This is a genomic window from Ochrobactrum quorumnocens, assembly GCF_002278035.1.
Lineage (GTDB): Bacteria > Pseudomonadota > Alphaproteobacteria > Rhizobiales > Rhizobiaceae > Brucella > Brucella quorumnocens.
The window spans coordinates 1,224,078-1,244,489 of the sequence record NZ_CP022604.1 but is presented as its reverse complement, the minus strand read 5'-3'; the positions used below and the strand labels follow the sequence as shown (position 1 = coordinate 1,244,489).

Here is a 20,412-nt window from a genome sequence, read left to right as displayed (position 1 = left end):
TCAATATTCTATCTATGTTGGCATTCATGTGTGTTTGAAAGGCGAATGCTCTTCCAGTCCTACATGTATCTGTTCGACCTCGCGGCGCTCGTGCTCCAGATAATCGCTAACTGCTCTGCGGAAACCCTCATGCGCAATATAATGCGCGGAATGGGTTGTAACCGGAACATACCCGCGGGCGAGTTTATGTTCACCTTGCGCTCCGGCTTCAACGACACGAAGTTTCCTGTCGATTGCAAAGTCGATTGCCTGATGGTAGCAGACCTCAAAATGGAGATATGGGTGATCCTCGATACACCCCCAGTGGCGACCATAAAGTGTGTCGCTGCCAATAAAGTTGATCGCGCCTGCAATATAGCGGCTGTCGCGGCGGGCCATGACGAGCAATATGTCGTCGGCCATCGTCTCGCCAATCAGTGAGAAAAACTTACGGTTGAGATAAGGGCGCCCCCACTTGCGGCTACCCGTATCGACATAGAACGCATAAAAATCGTCCCAGACCGATTCCGTCAGATCGCTGCCGGTCAACCAGTCGATTTCGATACCTTCAGACAAGGCATCGCGACGTTCTTTTTTGAGTGCTTTCCGTTTTCGCGAAACAAGCTCATTTAGGAAGTCAGCATAGTCTGAAAAGCCATTGTTTATAAAATGGAATTGCTGATCTGTTCGATGCAGAAAGCCAGATCTTTCAAGTGATGAAATTTCGCTTTTCGGCGCGAAGGTCACATGGGCAGACGAAGCGCCGGTCTGGTCCGTCAATTGGCGTAGCCCGTTTGCGAGAGCAAGTTGAACCGCATCGGGTTCGAACTCTGCGTGATGGAGTAAGCGTGGCCCAGTTGCGGGTGTGAAGGGAATTGAGGCCTGAAACTTGGGGTAGTAGCGTCCACCAGCGCGTTCAAAAGCATCAGCCCAGCCATGGTCGAAGACATATTCGCCCTGGCTATGCCCTTTGAGGTAGTTCGGTACAGCGCCTATTAGGTAGCCCTTGTCATCTTCAAGGCGCAGGTATCGTGGCAACCAGCCCGCTTGCTGTGAAACGGACCCGGATTGTTCGAGCGCATTCAGAAAGGCGCGCGAAATAAAGGGATTGTAGTTTCCGCCTTGCCGGAAGGTTCCGGCAAGGTGGTTCCATTCGTCTTCCGAAAAATCGCCGATGCCTTCGACGACACGAAGAACGAAGCTTTGCTCTGTCTGCCTTTCGTCGTCGCTCATCGCCGGATTTTCCTATCAGGCAACCAAAGACCGGGGATCGAAACCTTCAAAGGTAATCTGATCCACGTTGAGATCGCTGTGCTTTTTCATCTCGGCGTCGCGGACCGTCCAGCTGATGACCGGAAGATTGAGCTTTTCGCGAACAAAGCTGACAAACGGGTTTGGCAGGTGATGCACATTGTAAGACACGAACGAAATCTGATGCGCGAGCATCGAGAAGTGTGCTTCAAAATCCTTGATTCGCGTGCCTTCAGCAGTCAGTCCGCCGGGAATTCCCGGAGCGTCGCTTGCAAACAGACGGACCAGATGATGGTCGAAGGACATGATCGCAGCTTCTCCCTTATAGGAAGCGAGCTCCTTTGCGACAGCGGCGACCAGACCATCGTCACGGCCTTCAATGCCTTTAAGCTCGATGACAAGCGGCACACGACCAGCGACCAGATCAAGCATTTGGCGTAGTGTCGGTGCATGATCGCCAGTGCCACCAATACGCAGCTCTGTGGCCTCCGCGAGTGTCAGGTCACTGATGCGACCGTCTCGTCCGGTGAGGCGCTTGAGATCGTCATCATGGAATACGATGACGCTGCCATCTTTGGTGAGATGTACGTCGCATTCGATTGCAAAGCCCGCTTTTGCAGCAGCATCAAAGGCCGATAGGGTGTTTTCCCAGCGCACTTTGTTTTGATCGTGCAGTCCGCGATGCGCAATCGGCTGTTTTTTGAGCCATTCGGGTGAAGACATTTAGGCAACCTCAATGATTGCTTCGATTTCAACGGGAGCATTGAGCGGCAGGCTCGCAACACCGACAGCCGAGCGCGCATGCTTGCCCGCGTCGCCAAGGACCGCGACGAGCAGATCGGATGCGCCATTGGCAACAAGATGCTGTTCGACAAAATCGGCGGTCGACGAAACGAATACGGTGATTTTCACGATCCGCTTGATGTTGTTCAGGTCGCCAAGTGCAGCCTTTGCTTGCGCCAATATATTGACGGCACATGCGCGCGCTGCGGCCTGACCGTGTGCCACTGTGAGCACATCGCCAATCTGGCCGGTATGAACGAGTTTGCCATTTTCCAGCGGAAGCTGGCCCGATGTAAGCAGCAGAGAGCCCGTTTGTGCGAAAGGCACGTAGTTTGCAGCTGGTGCTGCGGCTTCTGGCAAAGATATACCCAGATTTTTAAGACGGCTGTCGATTGTGTCGGTCATTCTATTAATCCTTACTAACTTAATGCCTTTCGCACCCGATATATTGGATAGAATCGGTGAAGCTTTTGGGGAGGGTGCGTTTTTTGCCTCGCTTCCGCCATGAGTTTTTTTATCATGCTCCTCAACAGATCGGGAGATTCATGTATGCGTTTTTTGAGTATGGCATTTGCAGCAAGCGGAGCAGCGGCTTGCGTTTGGGGTAGCTCGGTCGGTATTGCCGCCGCTGCTTCGACGGTAACGTTGGTTCCGCATCGCGCAGTGTATGATCTCACGTTGGATCGTGCCGATGAGAAATCCGGGATCAGTGGGCTGACCGGCCGTATGGTCTATGAGTTCAATGGTTCAGCCTGCGAAGGCTATACGACGAATTTTCGTTTCGTGACGCGCATCGACATGGATGAGCAGCCGCAGCGTGTGACCGATCAGCAAACGACAACCTTTGAAAGCGGCAACGGCAAGGACTTCCGTTTCGTCAACAAGACTTTTGTCGATAAGGAACTGGTCAAGGAAGTGCGCGGCGATGCCAAGGTTGAAGACGGCAAAACGGTTGTCGCCCTGTCCAAACCTAAAGAAGACAATATCGATCTGAAGGCGACACAATTTCCGACGACTCATATGGAAGAGCTGATCGGCAAGGCGGAAGCTGGCGAACGATTTTACCAGACGTCATTATACGATGCGTCGGAAGATGCTGATCGTGTTGTCGCAACGACCGTTGTTGTCGGCAAGGAGCAGGAAGCCAAAAGCGACGAAACCAAAGCCATGGGCAAGTTCACGAAGGACAATGTCTGGCCGGTGACGATTTCCTATTTCGATGACAAGGAAAAGCAGGACGGGCTACCGATTTATCGCATTAATTTCAAGCTATACCGGAATGGCATTACGCGCGACCTAACCATGGATTATGGTGATTTTTCCATGCGCGGAAAACTGGTCAAGCTTGATGTATATGATGACAAGCAGCCAAGCGCGAGCTGCAAATAAGTTTATTAGAGCGGATTCAGTTAAGGTAGATTGGTTGGAGACGCTCCAATTATTTGTTCTCCGCATCTCCAGAAAGCCGGTTCCCGCTTTTCTGGAGATGCTTTAATACAGTCTTTGGCGGTATAATGGTCACAAGGCTTGCATTTATTGGCGCGATAAGTTAACAGCGCGCCTATTCCACACACGGGATTGGGCTTTTGCAGGGAGAAATCCTGCTTCAGCCTCCGGTGGCGAGCAATCGCCTCAGCCCGTGGAGGTTCAACCGGAAAAGGAAAATACAGATGGCATTGCCTGAATTCAGCATGCGTCAGCTTCTGGAAGCTGGCGTTCACTTCGGTCACCAGACACACCGCTGGAATCCGAAGATGGCCCCATACATCTATGGCGACCGTAACAACATCCACATTCTCGACCTGTCCCAGACTGTTCCTCTGCTGCACAATGCGCTGAAGGTCGTTTCGGACACTGTTGCTCGTGGTGGCCGCGTTCTGTTCGTTGGTACCAAGCGCCAGGCTTCGGACATCATTGCTGATGCAGCAGCCCGTTCGGCTCAGTACTACGTTAATGCACGCTGGCTGGGCGGCATGATGACCAACTGGAAGACGATTTCGAACTCGATCCAGCGTCTGCGCAAGCTCGACGAAATTCTCTCGGGCGAAGCACACGGCTTCACCAAGAAGGAACGTCTGAACCTCGAGCGCGAGCGTGAAAAACTCGACCGCGCACTTGGCGGCATCAAGGACATGGGTTCGGTTCCTGATCTGATGTTCATCGTTGACACCAACAAGGAAGCAATTGCTATCCAGGAAGCAAAGCGTCTTGGCATTCCGGTTGTTGCTGTTATCGATTCGAACTGCAACCCAGACCAGATCGACTTCCCGATCCCAGGGAACGACGATGCTGCACGCGCTATTTCGCTTTATTGCGATCTGATTGCCCGTGCTGCTCTTGACGGCATTGCACGTCAGCAGGGCGCGCTTGGCATCGACGTTGGTGCACAGGCTGAAGCTCCTGTTGAGCCAGCTCTCGAAGCTCCAGCTGCAGGCGCATAATCAGCGCTTATGAATTTCATCCATCCGTCACATGACGGGTGGATAACTTCATTCGTTCCGACGCAATGAGCGTTGGTTAAAAGTTGGCACACCCATTCGGTGTGCCTTCGCTTTCGTGAAAGGCGACACAATGAGCATTTCCGCATCACAGGTTAAAGAACTCCGCGAACTGACTGGCGCAGGCATGATGGACTGCAAGGCAGCGCTTGCTGAAACCAATGGCGACATCGAAGCCGCTGTTGATTACCTGCGCGCCAAGGGCATGGCAAAGGCTGACAAGAAGGCTGGCCGTACGGCTGCTGAAGGTCTGGTTGGTGTTGCAGCTTCCGGCAACAAGGCTGTTGTTGTTGAAGTCAATTCCGAGACCGACTTCGTTGCTCGTAACGACGCTTTCCAGGATCTCGTTCGCAAGATCGCTCAGGCTGCTCTGTCGACCGATGGTTCGTCGGAAGCTGTTGCTGCAGCAGACATCGACGGCAAGTCGGTAACGCAGGCTGCGAAAGATGCAGTTGCAACCATTGGTGAAAACATCAGCTTCCGTCGCTCGGCGGCTCTTGAAGTTTCGCAGGGTGCAGTTGCTACCTACATTCACAACGGCGTTGCAGACGGCCTCGGCAAGCTCGGCGTTCTCGTTGCAATCGAAACTGCTGGCGACGTAGAAGCTGCAAACGCATTTGGCCGCCAGGTCGCAATGCACGTTGCTGCAATCAACCCGCTTGCACTGACTGCTGCTGACGTTGATCCAGCTGCTGCTGAGCGTGAAAAGGCTATTTTCATCGAGCAGGCTCGTGAATCCGGCAAGCCAGACAACATCATCGAAAAGATGATCGAAGGCCGTATGCGCAAGTTCTACGAAGAAGTTGTTCTTCTTTCGCAGGCTTTCGTTATCAATCCGGACCTGACTGTTGAAGCAGCGCTTAAGGAAGCTGAAAAGTCGATCGGCGCTCCTGCGAAGATCATCGGCTTTGCACGCATCGCTCTCGGTGAAGGCATCGAGAAAGAAGAAAGCGACTTCGCTGCTGAAGTTGCTGCTGCTGCCAAGGGCTAAACAGCCTTTTGGAGGTGCATCCGGTTTTCGAATGCGCTTCAATATTTGTCTTACCACATTATCCTACGCAAAAGGCTTATGCAGTTTTGCTGGAAATGGGTTAAAAGGCTTTTGATTGTGAAGGGCATCGCGTGACAACGCGGTGCCCTTCGTGTATCGGAACCCCAATAGTAACAGTTGATCATGATCTGCGGAGAACACTCCATGTCCGTTAAGTCCGCCTATAAACGCGTTGTCCTCAAAGCCTCAGGCGAAGCATTGATGGGCAGTCAGGGCTTTGGCATCGATGTCTCGGTTGCCGATCGCATTGCCAGTGACATTGCTCAGGCGCGTGAACTGGGCGTTGAAGTGGGTGTCGTGATCGGTGGCGGCAATATTTTCCGAGGCGTTGCAGTAGCGTCCAAGGGTGGCGACCGCGTGACGGGTGATCACATGGGTATGCTTGCAACGGTGATCAATTCGCTGGCCCTGCGTACTTCGCTTCACAAAATCGGCGTGGATGCCGTTGTCCTTTCCGCCATAGCAATGCCTGAAATCTGCGAGAGCTTCTCTCAGCGCAAGGCAACTGCCTATATGGACGAAGGAAAGGTTGTGATTTTTGCAGGTGGTACTGGCAATCCTTTCTTCACAACAGACTCGGCCGCAGCATTGCGCGCAGCCGAAATTGGTGCGGATGCACTTTTGAAGGGCACGCAGGTCGATGGTATTTATTCGGCTGACCCGAAAAAAGACCCAACTGCAACGCGGTTTGACAAGCTCACACACAAGGAAGTTCTTGATCGCGGGCTCGCGGTGATGGATACGGCTGCTGTCGCCCTTGCGCGTGAGAACAACATTCCGATAATAGTTTATTCCATCCATGAAAACGGCGGCTTGGCCGATATTCTGCAAGGCAAAGGACGCTGCACGATCGTTTCCGATAAATAATCGGCTATCGATCGTTTGTCTTGTCGCGCACTGAAGGAGAACATGTATGAGCGATGTTTTTGACATCAACGACCTCAAGCGACGCATGGAAGGCGCAGTCAGCGCCCTGAAGCATGACCTTGGTGGTCTGCGTACGGGCCGCGCTTCTGCAAGCTTGCTCGAACCAATTACGATTACAGCTTATGGCGCTGAAATGCCGATCAATCAGGTCGCCAATATCACTGTGCCTGAATCGCGCATGCTTTCGGTTTCCGTATGGGACAAGAGCATGGTGGGCGCGGTTGAGCGCGCGATTCGTGAATCCGGTCTTGGTCTCAATCCAATCACCGATGGCATGACGCTTCGCATTCCACTGCCCGAACTCAATGAACAGCGCCGTAAAGAGCTGGTCAAGATTGCGCATCAATATGCCGAACAGGGCCGTATTGCAGCGCGTCACGTTCGCCGTGATGGTATGGATACGCTTAAGAAGCTCGAGAAAGACGGCGACATCAGTCAGGATGACAGCCGCGGCCTTTCTGAAAAGGTTCAGAAGCTCACTGACGATACGATCGCCGAAATGGATAAGATCGTTTCGGTCAAAGAAGGCGAGATCATGCAGGTCTAGTTTCTTGATTTCAAAGTTCGTGCGATTTCATATCATGATTGGAGCCGGACTTTGAAACCAAACGAAATTAGAAACAATTCGTTGCCAGTGTCTGGCAAGTTGTGAAATTCTGATTGTGTTTGTTCAAACGCTACAGATTTATGACGTTAGGCACTGGATTTGCATGATTTACCAATGAGGAGAGCTTCGCAATGTCCGATCCGCGCCACATAGCCATTATTATGGATGGCAATGGCCGTTGGGCGAAGGCGCGCGGTTTGCCGCGCAGCGCCGGCCACAGAGCCGGAGTTGAAGCTTTGCGTGAGACGGTGAGGGGCGCAGGTGATCGCGGTCTTGGCTATCTCACCCTTTTTGCGTTTTCTTCCGAAAACTGGTCACGCCCGAGCGGCGAAGTCGGCGATCTTATGGGGTTGCTGAAGCTGTTTATCCGGCGTGATCTTGCCGAACTGCATCGCAATAATGTCCGGGTGCGGATTATTGGCGAGCGCGAAGGGTTGGCCTCCGATATTTGCGGATTACTCAGCGAAGCAGAGACACTAACCCGACACAACGCGGGCCTTAATCTGATCATTGCCTTCAATTACGGTTCGCGCGATGAAATTGCACGTGCCGTTAAAAGTCTGGCGCGCGATGTCGCAGCCGGCCTTCTTGATCCGTCATCGATTTCCGCTGATTTGATCTCTGCAAACCTGGATACTGCAGGTATTCCTGATCCAGATCTGATCATTCGCACGAGCGGCGAAATGCGTCTGTCGAATTTTCTGCTCTGGCAGGCGGCTTATTCCGAGTTTCTGTTTGTGCCGGGGCACTGGCCTGATTTCAAGCCTGCTGATCTTGATGCAGCTTATGAAGTTTTCCGTCAGCGCGAGCGCCGTTTCGGTGGCGTAGAAGCGCGCGACAAGCTCGAAGAGTGTTCAACCGCAATCGAATGCACTTCGGCAAAAGGTGCAGCGGTTTGATGCGGCCTGTCAGCATAGAGCGCCGCGCGCCTGGTGGGATGCGTAAACATCGCTCTAGCGGCTTAAAGTATTTCCAGCAAAAGTGGGAACCTGTCTTGCGTTCGGAAATGCTTAAAAACAAATAGTTACAGCGGTTTCAACGATTCGATCTTAACTGGAACCGCTGTAAGTTAGCCGAAAGGTATCAATGTCAAATCTGCAAACTCGTATTCTGACCGCCATAGTTCTCGGCGCTGCGGCCCTCTGGCTGACCTGGGTAGGCGGGGTGGGTTTCACTCTGTTCTCTATCGCCATTGGTCTGGCGATGTTTTACGAGTGGACTGAACTCAGTGCGATAAAGCAGACTTCATTTTCTCGCATTTTCGGTTGGGCCTGGCTGCTTGCGACCTTCATTCTTCTAATTGTCGACCGGGGTGCTTTGCTGACAATTGGCGTGCTGCTTGCCGGTTGCATCATTCTATTGGCAACGCAGTGGAAGACAGGGCGCGGATGGCCTGCTGCTGGTCTTTTTTACGCTGGCTTTTCAGCTATCTCGCTTTCGCTGTTGCGTGGCGATGAGCCGTTTGGCTTCACAGCTATATGTTTCCTTTTTGCAGTCGTATGGTCGACCGATATCGCAGCCTATTTCAATGGGCGTGCGTTGGGTGGACCCAAGCTTGCGCCGCGCTTTTCGCCTAACAAGACATGGTCAGGGGCGTTGGGTGGTGCTGCGGCGGCCGTTGCAGGCGGCATTCTGGTTGCGTCACTGGTGGCAGCACCCGGTAGTTGGATCGTGCCGCTACTCGCTCTTCTTCTCTCTATCGTCTCGCAGATTGGCGATCTGGCTGAATCATGGGTTAAGCGGCAGTTCGGTGCAAAGGATTCCGGTCGTCTTTTGCCAGGACATGGTGGTGTTCTGGATCGAGTGGATGGGCTTGTGGCGGCGGCAGCGCTTCTGTACCTCTTTGGTGCTATTATCGCCGAGCCAGATGTACCATCTGCAATCTTTTTTAGTTTCTGAGCGCGTATGAATTCGTAGGAGTGGTAATTTGCAGGAGGCTCTGGCCTTTTTTATCGGCAGTGAAAGTCTGCTTGTCGGAACCATAATTCCATTTCTTTTTGTGCTGACGGTTGTCGTTTTCGTGCACGAAATGGGGCATTACCTCGTAGGACGCTGGTGCGGTATTGGCGCAAGCGCTTTTTCTATTGGTTTCGGACCTGAACTAATCGGCTTCACCGATAAGCACGGGACGCGCTGGAAGCTTTCAGCAATTCCTCTTGGCGGCTATGTGAAGTTTCTGGGCGATGAAAGTGCTACGAGTTCGCCTGTGGGTGTGGATAACTCCAATCTCAGCGCAGAAGAACAGAGTAGGGCATTCCATACGCAGCCGGTCTGGAAGCGCGCTGCAACGGTTTTTGCTGGCCCTGCATTCAACATCATTCTTACGGTTGTCATCTTCAGCGTGTTCTTTGCGTTGTATGGACGGCAGATTGCTGACCCGCTTGTTGCTGGCGTTCAGCCGGACAGTCCGGCTGCCGCAGCCGGTTTTGAGCCGGGTGATCGCTTTGTTAGTGTGAATGGGGAGAAGATTACAACTTTCTCCGATGTGCAGCGGATCGTTTCCGGGCGCTCGGGCGATGTGCTGGACTTCACTGTCGAGCGCGATGGCAAGATGGTCGATCTTAAGGCCACACCTGCACTCGTTGAACGTACAGACCCTCTGGGCAATAAGGTCAAGATGGGGGCGATTGGCGTGGAAACCACGCAGGCGGTCGGAAATTTCCGCCGTATTGAATATGGTCCGCTCGAATCAGTGGGGCAGGCGATTGTCGAAACCGGACATATCATCAGTCGCACTGGAGAGTTTTTTCAGCGCTTTGCCGTTGGTCGTGAAGATAAATGTCAGCTCGGCGGACCCGTGAAGATTGCCAATATGGCGGGCAAGGCTGCAAGTCAGGGATTTGATTGGCTTATCCAGCTGACTGCGATGCTGTCCATTGGCATCGGGCTTTTGAACCTGTTTCCCTTGCCGCCGCTGGATGGTGGGCATCTGGTTTTCTACGCCGTGGAAGCAATCAAGGGCAGCCCTGTGTCTGTTTGGGCGCAGGAAATTTTTTATCGTGTTGGATTCCTCGTTGTGATGGGATTCATGGGGTTCGTACTTTTCAACGACCTGTTTGCCTGCTAGATCACTGTCCGGCTGGTTGTCGGGGAACTGGGTCGCGCTGCCAATATGGCGAGACTCTCTACCGCAAGAAGCGCTACTCACAGTGAAAGCTGTGTAGAGGCGTTAATCAGAAATGAACGTTGGGAGTGAGGACTGGAAAAGCGTAGTGATTTGTTTACCATAACCGTTAAATCGCGTGGCACGGATGTCACGCTGGTTGCTTAAGTAAACAGATTTTAACCGCGACGCTTGCTTGTATAGAAAAACCGGCTATTACGGTTGTATCTATACGTGCATTTCTGGGAAATTCGCCCCGGGGACAGAAAGAAACGAAGGTTCGGAAAGCCTATGACGGCAAGTTCTAAATTCTTTGGCGCCGCTTCAGCGCTCGCCATGTCGGTGGCTCTTGTAGCTTCGGGTACTGCTGCGCTCTCTCTGGCATCGGTAAATGCTGCTGAGGCCGCGGTCGTCAATCGTATTGAAGTGCGCGGCAATACGCGCGTCGATGCGCAGACAATCCGTGACAATATCGACATTCGCCCGGGCAAGGCTTTCAACAGCAATGATATTGATGCTGCTGTTAAGCGCCTTTTCGCAATGGGTTTGTTCTCTGATGTTCGCATCAACCAGTCTGGTGGATCGCTGATCGTTCAGGTGAGCGAACGTTCTGTTGTGAACAACGTCCTTTTCCAGGGGAACAAAAAGGTCAAGGATCCTGATCTGGCTCGCGCCGTTCAGCTCAAGGCTCGTTCGCCGTATGACGCGGCAACCATGGAAGCTGACAAGGAAGCCATCAAGGGTGCTTACGCGCATATCGGCCGCAGCGATGCGGTTGTAAATGCTCGTACCGTTGATCTCGGTCAGGGTCGCGTCAACGTGGTTTATGAAATCACGGAAGGTTCGCGCACCAAGATCGCTAACATCAATTTCGTTGGTAATAGTGCATACGGCTCGCGTCGTCTGCGTGACGTGATCTCCACCAAGCGCTCGAACCCGCTTTCGTGGCTGACCCGTAACGACGTTTATGATGAAGGTCGTCTGCAGGCTGATGAAGAAACGCTGCGTCGTTTCTACTACAACCGAGGCTATGCGGATTTCCGCGTACTTTCATCGAATGCTACGCTTGATCCATCGACCAACGAATACACGATTACGGTTACCGTTGACGAAGGTCAGCGCTATACCTTCGGTAATGTCGGCGTTGAAAGCACCGTTGAAGGTGTTGATACGCAGGCTCTTGGTGGTCTGGTCAAGACGCGCGAAGGCAAGCCTTACAGCGCTAAAGAAATCGAAGACTCCGTTACGGCTATCACGGAAAATGTTGCCGGTAGCGGTTACGCATTTGCCAAGGTCGAGCCGCGCGGTGATCGTGATTTTGACAATCACACAATCTCGCTCGTCTATAGTGTTGATCAGGGTCCGCGCGCTTATGTTGAGCGCATCGAAATCCGCGGCAACGACAAGACCCGCGATTACGTCATTCGTCGTGAGTTCGACATGAACGAAGGCGATGCCTTCAATCAGGTCATGGTCCAGCGTGCGAAGCGTCGTCTCGAAGCACTCGACTTCTTCCAGACTGTCAATATCTCCACTGCTCCAGGCGCAGAACCTGATCAGGTGATTCTGGTTGTTGACGTTGTCGAAAAGTCGACCGGTGAATTCTCAATCGGTGGTGGTTACACGACCGGTGGCGAATCGCCTGGTGCACAGGTTGAAGCTGCTATTACCGAGCGCAACTTCCTCGGTCGTGGCCAGTTTATCCGAATCAGTGCTGGTGCAGGTCAGGACGAAATGCGTAACTACGCGCTGTCGTTCACCGAGCCATACTTCCTCGGCTATCGCATGTCGGCTGGTTTCGACGTATTCCGTCGCTCGTACCGCGTAGATAGCGGCGGTCGTTATGATGTTCAGCAGACGGGCGGCACGATCCGTTTCGGCTTGCCGATCACCGATAACTTCTCTGCTGGTCTGGCCTATAACCTCGTTCAGGAAAAGTATGACCTGTACGTTTCCGGTCCTGATGGTAACCCTGATCCAGATTACTACGCACCTGCTCTTATCGATGCAGCTGAATTCAGCCCATGGCTGCGTTCGTCGGTTAGCTACTCGCTAACCTACAATTCCATCGACGATATGAAGAACCCGCATGAAGGTATTTATGCGAAGTTCACGCAGGAATTTGCGGGTCTTGGTGGTGACGCGAAGTACGTCAAGACGACTTTCAAGGGTAATTACTACACCACGCTTATGCAGGAAGCTGACATCGTCGGTATGCTGGGTGTCGGTGGTGGTTACATCCACGAATTTGGTAATGACGGCGTTCGTATCTTCGATCTGTTCAAGAACAATTCGGATATGATCCGCGGCTTCAAGTTCAACGGTATTGGTCCTTATCAGGATGCGAACAACGGCAACCGCTACTGGATGGGTGGAACGACCTATTTCAACGGTACAGCTGAAGTTCAGTTCCCGATGCCGCTTGTTCCAGAAAGCCTTGGTATCCGTGGTGCTCTCTTTGCAGACGCTGCAACCCTGTATGGAAATGATACCACGGGTGTTAATGGCGACGACAAGAAGCTTCGTGCTTCGGCTGGTGTGAGCTTGATGTGGGCTTCGCCATTCGGTCCGTTGCGCTTTGACTACGCATTCCCTATTGCAAAGGCTGATACCGATAAGGTTCAGAATTTCAACTTTGGTGTTTCGACCAAGTTCTAATAGATTTGCCTTTTCCCGGGGCAGACATGCCCCGGGCAAGAAAGTGCTTTGATGGCAGATCCCATTTTCTTCAAGCCTTCTCGTGAACTCACGATCGGCGATATAGCAGATTTTACCGGTGCTAAACTTCGCAACCCGAAGTTTGCACCGCGTGCTGTTGCACGTTTAGCTTCATTGAATGATGCGAGTGAAAATGCACTCGTTTTTGTTGATGGCAAAAAGAATGCTGCCGCACTTGCTGGCATGAAGGCCGCAGGTGTTCTTTGTTCCGAAGATGTCGCGGATAGTGTTCCTTCGGGTATGGCAGCGCTTGTTACCAGAAATCCTCAGCGTGATTTTTCGTCCGTCGGACGGATGCTTTTTCCTGTATCGGTGAGGCCGGAAAGCTGGCTGGGTGAAACTGGTATTTCCCCGGCGGCATTTATTCATCCATCTGCAACGATCGAAGATGGTGCGACAATTGAAGCGGGCGCGATGATTGGCAGGAATGTCAGTATTGGTGCCGGGACGCTGATTGCTGCAACAGCTGTCGTTGGCGAAGGCTGCCAGATCGGTCGCGATAGTTATATTGCGCCGGGTGTAGCTGTTCAGTTTGCCCTGATCGGCAATCGCGTGTCTCTGCATCCGGGTGTTCGTATCGGGCAGGACGGCTTTGGCTATGTTCCTGGGCCCAGAGGCCTTGAAAAGGTGCCTCAGCTTGGACGCGTTATCCTGCAGGACGATGTCGAAATCGGTGCAAATACCACGATTGATCGTGGTGCTTTAAACGATACCGTGATCGGTGAGGGTACTAAGATCGATAATCTGGTGCAGATTGCGCATAACGTGCGATTTGGCCGATTTTGCGTTGTGGCTGCACTTTGCGGTATTTCGGGAAGTGTTGTTATCGGTGACCAAACCATGATCGGCGGCAGTGTAGGCCTTGCCGATCACGTGGTTATCGGTTCGCGTGTACAGATTGCTGCGGGAAGTGGCGTAATGAATGACATACCCGATGGTGAGCGTTGGGGGGGCGTCCCTGCTCGGCCAATTAAACAATGGTTCAGAGATATCGCGAATATCCGGAGCATCGGGAAACCAAGAAAGGAGCAATCCTCTGATGAGTGATGCTAATCAGAAGAAGCTGGAAACCGCAGATATTCATGCAGTTATGCGTGCGCTCCCGCATCGATATCCATTTTTGCTGATTGATCGTATCATCAATATTGATGGCGATGAATCTGCGACAGGCATCAAGAATGTCACGTTTAATGAGCCGCACTTTACCGGCCATTTTCCTGACAAGCCGATTATGCCAGGCGTTCTTATTATCGAAGCCATGGCCCAGACAGCTGGTGCGATCACTGTTCTCAAAAAGGGCACAGACGCGCCTAGCCTTGTTTATTTCATGACGATCGACAAAGCCAAGTTCCGTCGTCCGGTGGTTCCGGGCGACCAGCTTCACCTTCACGTGAAGAAGATAAAACAGCGCGGAAACATCTCTAAATTTGAGTGCGTGGCGGAAGTTGATGGCGTAAAGGTTGCCGAAGCTGAAGTTGCCGCGATGGTTGGCGTAGCCGAAGAAAAGGCGTGAGTACCTCAATGAAGGAAACTTTTATCCACCCTACAGCTCTCGTCGAGCAGGGTGTGGAGCTGGGACGAGGCGTATCTGTCGGTCCATTTTGCCATGTTCAGTCTGGCGCCGTCGTCGGTGATGGCTCGGAACTGATGAGCCATGTTGTCGTCACTGAGGCGGTAACGCTTGGTGCTGGCGCAAAGGTTTATCCGCATGCCGTTCTCGGTTGCGATCCACAGAATGGAAAGCATAAAGGCGGTCCGACCAAGCTTATCGTTGGCACAAACTGTCTTATCCGCGAAGGTGTCACCATGCATCGCGGTTCGGACAGCAGTCGCGGATATACAAGCGTTGGCGACAATTGTCAGTTTCTTGCTTATGCACATGTCGCTCACGACTGCGATGTCGGCGATCACGTCACATTCGCCAACAACGTGATGATCGGCGGGCATGTGGAAATCGGCCATCATGCCATTCTTGGTGGCGGTTCCGCTGTTCATCAGTTCACGCGCGTTGGTCATCATGCGTTTGTTGGCGGTATGGCTGCACTCGCCCATGATCTCATTCCCTACGGCAGTGCTATCGGCAACCACGCCTATCTGGGTGGTTTGAACATTATCGGCATGAAGCGTTCGGGCATGCAGCGAAAAGATATTCACAATCTGCGCCATGCAGTGCATATGCTGTTTGATCGTTCTAAGCCTGTTCGTGAACGCGCGCAGGACGTTTTGAAGGCATTTCCTGACTCGGACGGTGTGGCTGATCTTATCTCCTTCATTCTGGTGGATAATAAACGCGCCTATTGCACTCCACCGCTCGGTTCATCCGTTGGCGGAGCGATGGATGACGGTGACGACGCTTGATAGCGGGCAGAGCGTGAACAAGCGCCCCCGCACTGCTATTATAGCTGGCAATGGCCTATTGCCGATTAAGGTGGCCGAGGCTTTAAAGGCGGATGGAAATCCGCCTTTTGTGCTTCCGCTGCGTGGTGAAGCTGATGCTTCGCTCTACGAATATGATCATCAGGAAATCTCGGCTGTCGATTTTGGCATGTTGATGCGTGCCATGCGTTCCGCTGGCGTTTCGCAGGTGGTTCTTGCTGGTGGCCTTCGCAATCGGCCGCACCTGAGCGATTTGAAGCTTAACTTGCCCACAATCCGAGCGATGCGGTATGTTCTCGTTGCTCTCAGTCAGGGCGACGATGCGTTGTTGCGGGCTTTTATGCGCCTGCTAGAGCGATACGGCTTCAAAATGGTAGGAGCGCACGAAGTCGTGCCAGACCTGTTATCGCCAGAGCCTGCACGCTGTCTCACACGATTGACACCGGATTCGCGCGAGCGCCGTAATATTACGCTTGCGATGGAAGCAGCTCTTCGGTTGGGGGAACTTGATGTCGGGCAGGGTGCAATCGCAGCCGGCGGACGGGTTGTCGCTCTTGAAGGTGCTGAAGGCACTGACCTGATGATTGAGCGCGTTTTTGCCCTACGTCAGGAAGGCAGAATTCCCAAGCGTGGCGGCGTACTTGTAAAAATGGCCAAGCCAAGACAGGATGAACGCGCCGATTTGCCAGCCATTGGCGTGTCGACAGTGGAAAACGCTGCACGCGCAGGGCTTTCCGGCATCGCGATTGAAGCGGGACGCACCTTCATTCTTGGGCTGGGAGAAACCTTGGCTGCGGCAAACGAAAAAGGCCTGTTTATCGAAACGATCAGTCGAAGCACAAAGGACACGACAGGGTGAGCAAAACCAGCCGGCCATTGAAAATCGCAATCGTGGCCGGAGAGGAATCCGGCGATCTACTTGGTGCCGACCTGATTGATGCTCTTCGCAGCCAGACTGACAGGCTGGTCGACATCGTTGGCGTTGGCGGCGAGCATTTGACCCAGCGCGGATTGAAAAGCTTTTTCGATCCGCATGAAATTGCTCTGATGGGCCTTGGTGCGATCCTCAAGAATCTTCCCGGTCTTATTCTGCGTATCCGACAGACGGCGAAGCGTATCGTTGCCGAGAAGCCTGATTGCGTTCTGCTGATTGATAGCCCTGAGTTTACGCATCGGGTTGCAAAGAAAATAAGGGCGACGGATTCTTCGATCCCAATTGTGAAATATATCGCACCGAGTGTTTGGGCCTGGCGTCCACAACGCGCGAAAGAAATGCGGGCCTATGTTGATCATGTTCTGACGGTGTTGCCGTTCGAGGTTGATGTGATGAAACGGCTCAACGGGCCGCAATCAACTTATGTCGGGCATCGTCTCAGCAGTTATGCACCCATCTTGGAGGTGCAGGCAGCGCAAAAGGCTGCCGAGCAGAAACGCTGGCCTGATGACACTCGTTGCTTGCTGCTGCTTCCTGGCTCGCGTCGCGGGGAACTCCAGATGCTTATGGAGCCGTTCGGCAAAGCGGTTGCCGAATTGGCGACACGTGTGGAAAAGCTGGAAGTCATCCTGCCGACATTGCCTCGTATTGAGGAAACAGTGCGTGAGATGTCCAAGGACTGGGCAGTTAAGCCGTTGATCGTGACGGGAGACGAGGCAAAATGGCAGGCTTTTGCTCGCGCAGACGCGGCATTGGCTGCATCGGGCACAGTCTCATTGGAATTGGCGCTGTCGCATATTCCAACCGTTCTTTCTTATAAAGCGGATTGGTTTGCGCGTCAGTTTCTGATCTCCAAAATTACGATCTGGAGTGCAGCACTGCCTAACATTATCGCAGATGCGCCTGTTGTACCGGAATTTTTCAATGAATCCGTGAGGCCCGGCAACCTGGCGCGCTACATCGAGCAATTGATGCAGAAAGGTGCTTTTCGGCAAGCTCAGCTTGATGGCTTCGATAAGGTGACGTCGATCATGGCTACCGAGCGGCCATCAGGTGAGATCGGTGCGCGCGTTCTACTTGATCTTGCTGAAAACGGCAGAAAGCGCTGACCTTTAAAATCGTTACAAACAAAAACCCCGGCAATTTGCCGGGGTTTTTTATTGTGCATGGATTACTTACGCTTTGCGACTGGTACGTAATCGCGTTCTGCAGCGCCGGTGTAGAGCTGACGCGGACGACCGATCTTCTGTTGTGGATCTTCGATCATTTCTTTCCACTGTGCGACCCAGCCAACTGTACGGGCGAGCGCGAACAGAACCGTGAACATTTCGGTCGGGAAGCCGAGCGCCTTCAGTGTAATGCCGGAATAGAAGTCGATGTTTGGATAGAGCTTCTTTTCGATGAAGTATTCATCGGTCAGAGCGATCTTTTCCAGTTCCAGAGCGACGTCGAGAAGCGGATCGTCCTTGATGCCGAGTTCACCGAGAACCTCATGACAGGTCTTCTGCATGATCTTGGCGCGTGGATCGTAGTTCTTGTAAACGCGGTGACCAAAGCCCATCAGACGGAATGGATCGTTCTTGTCCTTGGCACGGGCGATGAATTCTGGAATGCGGTCAACCGAGCCGATTTCAGCAAGCATGTTAAGCGCGGCTTCGTTTGCGCCACCATGAGCAGGGCCCCAGAGGCAGGCAACGCCGGCTGCGATACACGCGAACGGGTTTGCGCCTGATGAACCGGCCAGACGGACAGTCGACGTCGAAGCGTTCTGCTCGTGATCTGCATGCAGGATGAAGATACGATCCATAGCGCGGGCTAGAACCGGATTGACCTTATATTCTTCGCAAGGAACGCCGAAGCACATGTGTAGGAAGTTCGACGCGAAATCGAGGTCGTTCTTCGGATACATGAACGGCTGGCCGATGTGATACTTATAGGCCATCGCAGCCAGCGTTGGCACCTTGGCAATCAAGCGGATCGAAGCGACCATGCGCTGATGTGGATCGGTGATATCGGTCGAGTCGTGGTAGAACGCAGACATTGCGCCAACGCAGCCTACGATCACGGCCATCGGATGCGCATCACGACGGAAGCCTGTGAAGAACTTCGTCATCTGCTCATGGATCATCGTGTGACGGGTCACGCGATAATCGAAATCAGCTTTCTGAGTTGCCGTTGGCAGTTCGCCGTAAAGCAGCAGGTAGCATGTTTCGAGGAAGTCGCCGTGTTCAGCAAGCTGATCAATCGGATAGCCACGATAGAGTAATACGCCTTCATCGCCATCGATGTAGGTGATCTTGGATTCGCACGAAGCAGTCGACGTGAAACCAGGATCGTAAGTGAAGGCATTCGCATTCTTGTAAAGTGGACCGATGTCAACGACGTCCGGCCCGACAGTGCCTTGTCGTACAGGCAGGTCGAACGTTTTGCCGTCGAGGGTAAAGCTAGCTGTCTTATCTGACATCGTGTTTCCTTTCGTGTCCACTTTGCCGTCTTTGCGACGGCTGAATTTTAATCGTCGTTATAACTTGTCTTTCGCAAATTCCGAATGTTTCCCGCTTGCGCGGGAAACTTGCTAGTGGTCTTTTTTATTCCGATACTTGTAACCGAAGGGCGCAAATGTCGGAATCAGACCACTAGTTTTGAACGTATTATCCAAACGATTTCGACCGCCAAACTATCCCAATGATTTTGCGATGCAATGCGTAATTTGGACTAATTAAGCCCGTTTTGTCACGTCAGCGTGAATGCTAACAGTTCAAACGATTTGATCTTTTATGCGTGCAAGTGACTCTTCACGACCGAGCACAAACAGTACATCGAATACACCCGGAGATGTAGCGCGACCCGTAAGGGCAGCGCGCAGTGGTTGTGCCACCTTTCCAAGCTTCAAGCCTGTGGCTTCAGCATGGGTGCGAACCGCCGCATCAAGTGCTTCCACAGTCCATTCTTTGACTGATTCCAGATGCGGAAGGGCAGCCGCCAGCACTGCTCGGCCTTCGTCATTAAGCAGGGATGCGGCCTTTTCATCAAATGCAAGTGGGCGCTTGGCGAAGATGAACTTAGCACCGTCTGCGAGTTCGACGAGTGTCTTTGCACGATCTTTTAGACCGGGCATTGCTGTGAGAAGCTGTTCACGGCCTTTGTCGTCCAGAGAGGCTTCAAGTTCTTTGCCGCCTTCGATCTCAGGCAAGACAGCGATCAGAGCATCAAACAGTGCCTTGTCGTCGCTGTTGCGCATATAGAGGCCATTGATTGCTTCCAGCTTCTGGAAGTCAAAGCGCGCAGCACCTTTGTTTATATCCTTCACGTCAAACCACTCGATCATCTGTTCGGTCGACATGATTTCATCGTCGCCATGGCTCCAGCCAAGGCGAACCAGATAGTTGCGCAGAGCTTCCGGCAGATAACCCATGGCGCGATATGCATCGACGCCAAGTGCGCCGTGACGCTTGGAGAGCTTCGCGCCATCCGCACCATGAATGAGCGGAATATGCGACATCTGAGGAACTTCCCAGCCCATCGCATCATAAATCACCGTCTGACGCGCAGCATTGGTCAGATGATCATCGCCGCGGATAATGTGGGTGACGCCCATATCATTATCATCGACGACAACGGCGTGCATATATGTTGGCGTACCGTCGGAACGAAGGATGATGAAATCATCTAAGTCCTTGTTTGGGAAACGAACATCACCCTGAACCGCATCGCGAACAAGGGTTTCACCTTCCTGCGGTGCCTTGATTCGGATGACCGGCTTTACACCTTCTGGTGCTTCGGATGGATCGCGATCACGCCAGCGACCATCATAACGCGGTGGGCGGCCTTCGGCACGTGCCTTTTCGCGCATGTCTTCCAGTTCGGCTGGTGTCGCATAGCAATAATAAGCTTTGCCTTTAGCGACCAGTTCTTCGGCTACTTCGCGATGGCGTGGGGCGCGTTCAAACTGTGAGATGGCATCGCCATCCCAATCAAGACCTAGCCATGTGAGGCCATCGAGGATCGCTGCCGTTGCAGCATCAGTGGAGCGCTCACGATCTGTATCTTCGATGCGTAGCAGCATCTTACCGCCGCTATGCTTGGCATAAAGCCAGTTGAACAGGGCGGTCCGGGCTCCGCCAATATGTAGGAAACCCGTGGGCGAAGGGGCAAAACGGGTTACGACCGGTTTCGACATGACAG

Annotated in this window: 19 protein-coding genes; 14 read left to right on the top strand and 5 right to left on the bottom strand. The window is 52.9% G+C overall.

Annotated features, from left to right (window positions below; genetic code table 11):
- Positions 1–24: 24 nt before the first annotated feature.
- Genes CES85_RS15470 through CES85_RS15460 form a run of 3 tightly spaced genes read right to left on the bottom strand, consistent with a single transcriptional unit; the run spans position 25 to position 2,418 of the window.
- Positions 25–1,212 carry a GNAT family N-acetyltransferase gene (locus CES85_RS15470; protein WP_095446768.1) on the bottom strand — a complete coding sequence of 396 codons (1,188 nt, stop codon included), beginning with the start codon at positions 1,210–1,212 and terminating at the stop codon, positions 25–27.
- 15 nt (positions 1,213–1,227) lie between these two features.
- Positions 1,228–1,953, bottom strand: coding sequence for a glycerophosphodiester phosphodiesterase (locus CES85_RS15465; protein ID WP_095446767.1), 726 nt, complete (start codon positions 1,951–1,953; stop codon positions 1,228–1,230).
- The gene (locus CES85_RS15460; RefSeq protein WP_095446766.1) at positions 1,954–2,418 is read right to left on the bottom strand and encodes a RidA family protein; all 465 of its coding nucleotides are present in this window, start codon (positions 2,416–2,418) and stop codon (positions 1,954–1,956) included. It abuts the gene before it with no gap.
- Positions 2,419–2,562: 144 nt separating this feature from the next.
- On the opposite strand from CES85_RS15460, the gene eipB reads away from it, so the two are divergent.
- The 14 genes from eipB to lpxB all read left to right on the top strand — a co-directional run bounded on the left by eipB (position 2,563) and on the right by lpxB (position 17,336).
- Positions 2,563–3,402 (top strand): cell envelope integrity protein EipB, encoded by an 840-nt coding sequence (gene eipB, locus CES85_RS15455; RefSeq protein ID WP_095446765.1) that lies wholly within the window; start codon positions 2,563–2,565, stop codon positions 3,400–3,402.
- A gap of 281 nt (positions 3,403–3,683) precedes the next feature.
- Positions 3,684–4,454 (top strand): 30S ribosomal protein S2, encoded by a 771-nt coding sequence (gene rpsB / locus CES85_RS15450; RefSeq protein WP_095446764.1) that lies wholly within the window; start codon positions 3,684–3,686, stop codon positions 4,452–4,454.
- Positions 4,455–4,584: 130 nt separating this feature from the next.
- Positions 4,585–5,502 (top strand): translation elongation factor Ts, encoded by a 918-nt coding sequence (tsf, locus tag CES85_RS15445; RefSeq protein ID WP_095446763.1) that lies wholly within the window; start codon positions 4,585–4,587, stop codon positions 5,500–5,502.
- Between the two features lie 204 nt (positions 5,503–5,706).
- Positions 5,707–6,429, top strand: a complete 723-nt coding sequence (gene pyrH, locus CES85_RS15440) for a UMP kinase (protein ID WP_095446762.1) — start codon at positions 5,707–5,709, stop codon at positions 6,427–6,429.
- A 46-nt stretch (positions 6,430–6,475) separates the two neighbouring features.
- Positions 6,476–7,036, top strand: coding sequence for a ribosome recycling factor (frr, locus tag CES85_RS15435; protein ID WP_095446761.1), 561 nt, complete (start codon positions 6,476–6,478; stop codon positions 7,034–7,036).
- 191 nt (positions 7,037–7,227) lie between these two features.
- Positions 7,228–7,995, top strand: a complete 768-nt coding sequence (locus tag CES85_RS15430) for an isoprenyl transferase (protein ID WP_095446760.1) — start codon at positions 7,228–7,230, stop codon at positions 7,993–7,995.
- A 187-nt stretch (positions 7,996–8,182) separates the two neighbouring features.
- Complete coding sequence (locus tag CES85_RS15425) at positions 8,183–8,995, top strand: phosphatidate cytidylyltransferase (RefSeq protein WP_095446759.1); 813 nt, start codon at positions 8,183–8,185, stop codon at positions 8,993–8,995.
- Positions 8,996–9,023: 28 nt separating this feature from the next.
- Positions 9,024–10,163, top strand: a complete 1,140-nt coding sequence (gene rseP / locus CES85_RS15420; protein WP_095446758.1) for an RIP metalloprotease RseP — start codon at positions 9,024–9,026, stop codon at positions 10,161–10,163.
- Positions 10,164–10,490: 327 nt separating this feature from the next.
- Positions 10,491–12,857: an outer membrane protein assembly factor BamA gene (bamA, locus tag CES85_RS15415; RefSeq protein ID WP_095446757.1), complete on the top strand. Its 2,367-nt coding sequence runs from the start codon at positions 10,491–10,493 to the stop codon at positions 12,855–12,857.
- 51 nt (positions 12,858–12,908) lie between these two features.
- The gene (lpxD, locus tag CES85_RS15410; protein WP_095446756.1) at positions 12,909–13,964 is read left to right on the top strand and encodes a UDP-3-O-(3-hydroxymyristoyl)glucosamine N-acyltransferase; all 1,056 of its coding nucleotides are present in this window, start codon (positions 12,909–12,911) and stop codon (positions 13,962–13,964) included.
- On the top strand, positions 13,957–14,430 hold the full coding sequence (gene fabZ, locus CES85_RS15405) for a 3-hydroxyacyl-ACP dehydratase FabZ (RefSeq protein WP_095446755.1): 474 nt from the start codon (positions 13,957–13,959) through the stop codon (positions 14,428–14,430). Before lpxD ends, fabZ begins: the two co-directional genes overlap by 8 nt.
- A gap of 8 nt (positions 14,431–14,438) precedes the next feature.
- On the top strand, positions 14,439–15,275 hold the full coding sequence (gene lpxA / locus CES85_RS15400) for an acyl-ACP--UDP-N-acetylglucosamine O-acyltransferase (protein ID WP_095446754.1): 837 nt from the start codon (positions 14,439–14,441) through the stop codon (positions 15,273–15,275).
- Positions 15,256–16,152 carry an LpxI family protein gene (locus tag CES85_RS15395; RefSeq protein WP_095446753.1) on the top strand — a complete coding sequence of 299 codons (897 nt, stop codon included), beginning with the start codon at positions 15,256–15,258 and terminating at the stop codon, positions 16,150–16,152. Before lpxA ends, CES85_RS15395 begins: the two co-directional genes overlap by 20 nt.
- Positions 16,149–17,336 carry a lipid-A-disaccharide synthase gene (lpxB, locus tag CES85_RS15390; RefSeq protein ID WP_095446752.1) on the top strand — a complete coding sequence of 396 codons (1,188 nt, stop codon included), beginning with the start codon at positions 16,149–16,151 and terminating at the stop codon, positions 17,334–17,336. Before CES85_RS15395 ends, lpxB begins: the two co-directional genes overlap by 4 nt.
- 62 nt (positions 17,337–17,398) lie before the next feature.
- On the opposite strand, the gene gltA is transcribed toward lpxB, so the two are convergent.
- A complete protein-coding gene (gene gltA / locus CES85_RS15385; RefSeq protein ID WP_095446751.1) occupies positions 17,399–18,691 on the bottom strand; it encodes a citrate synthase in 1,293 nt (430 codons plus the stop codon).
- 294 nt (positions 18,692–18,985) lie between these two features.
- Positions 18,986–20,407, bottom strand: a complete 1,422-nt coding sequence (gltX, locus tag CES85_RS15380) for a glutamate--tRNA ligase (protein ID WP_095446750.1) — start codon at positions 20,405–20,407, stop codon at positions 18,986–18,988.
- Between the last annotated feature and the right edge of the window lie 5 nt (positions 20,408–20,412).

Coding starts and splice junctions, on each gene's coding strand:
- CES85_RS15470 (WP_095446768.1), bottom strand. CDS start 1,212: ATGAGCGACGACGAAAGGCAGACAGAGCAAAGCTTCGTTCTTCGTGTC.
- CES85_RS15465 (WP_095446767.1), bottom strand. CDS start 1,953: ATGTCTTCACCCGAATGGCTCAAAAAACAGCCGATTGCGCATCGCGGA.
- CES85_RS15460 (WP_095446766.1), bottom strand. CDS start 2,418: ATGACCGACACAATCGACAGCCGTCTTAAAAATCTGGGTATATCTTTG.
- eipB (WP_095446765.1), top strand. CDS start 2,563: ATGCGTTTTTTGAGTATGGCATTTGCAGCAAGCGGAGCAGCGGCTTGC.
- rpsB (WP_095446764.1), top strand. CDS start 3,684: ATGGCATTGCCTGAATTCAGCATGCGTCAGCTTCTGGAAGCTGGCGTT.
- tsf (WP_095446763.1), top strand. CDS start 4,585: ATGAGCATTTCCGCATCACAGGTTAAAGAACTCCGCGAACTGACTGGC.
- pyrH (WP_095446762.1), top strand. CDS start 5,707: ATGTCCGTTAAGTCCGCCTATAAACGCGTTGTCCTCAAAGCCTCAGGC.
- frr (WP_095446761.1), top strand. CDS start 6,476: ATGAGCGATGTTTTTGACATCAACGACCTCAAGCGACGCATGGAAGGC.
- CES85_RS15430 (WP_095446760.1), top strand. CDS start 7,228: ATGTCCGATCCGCGCCACATAGCCATTATTATGGATGGCAATGGCCGT.
- CES85_RS15425 (WP_095446759.1), top strand. CDS start 8,183: ATGTCAAATCTGCAAACTCGTATTCTGACCGCCATAGTTCTCGGCGCT.
- bamA (WP_095446757.1), top strand. CDS start 10,491: ATGACGGCAAGTTCTAAATTCTTTGGCGCCGCTTCAGCGCTCGCCATG.
- lpxD (WP_095446756.1), top strand. CDS start 12,909: ATGGCAGATCCCATTTTCTTCAAGCCTTCTCGTGAACTCACGATCGGC.
- fabZ (WP_095446755.1), top strand. CDS start 13,957: ATGAGTGATGCTAATCAGAAGAAGCTGGAAACCGCAGATATTCATGCA.
- lpxA (WP_095446754.1), top strand. CDS start 14,439: ATGAAGGAAACTTTTATCCACCCTACAGCTCTCGTCGAGCAGGGTGTG.
- CES85_RS15395 (WP_095446753.1), top strand. CDS start 15,256: ATGACGGTGACGACGCTTGATAGCGGGCAGAGCGTGAACAAGCGCCCC.
- gltA (WP_095446751.1), bottom strand. CDS start 18,691: ATGTCAGATAAGACAGCTAGCTTTACCCTCGACGGCAAAACGTTCGAC.
- gltX (WP_095446750.1), bottom strand. CDS start 20,407: ATGTCGAAACCGGTCGTAACCCGTTTTGCCCCTTCGCCCACGGGTTTC.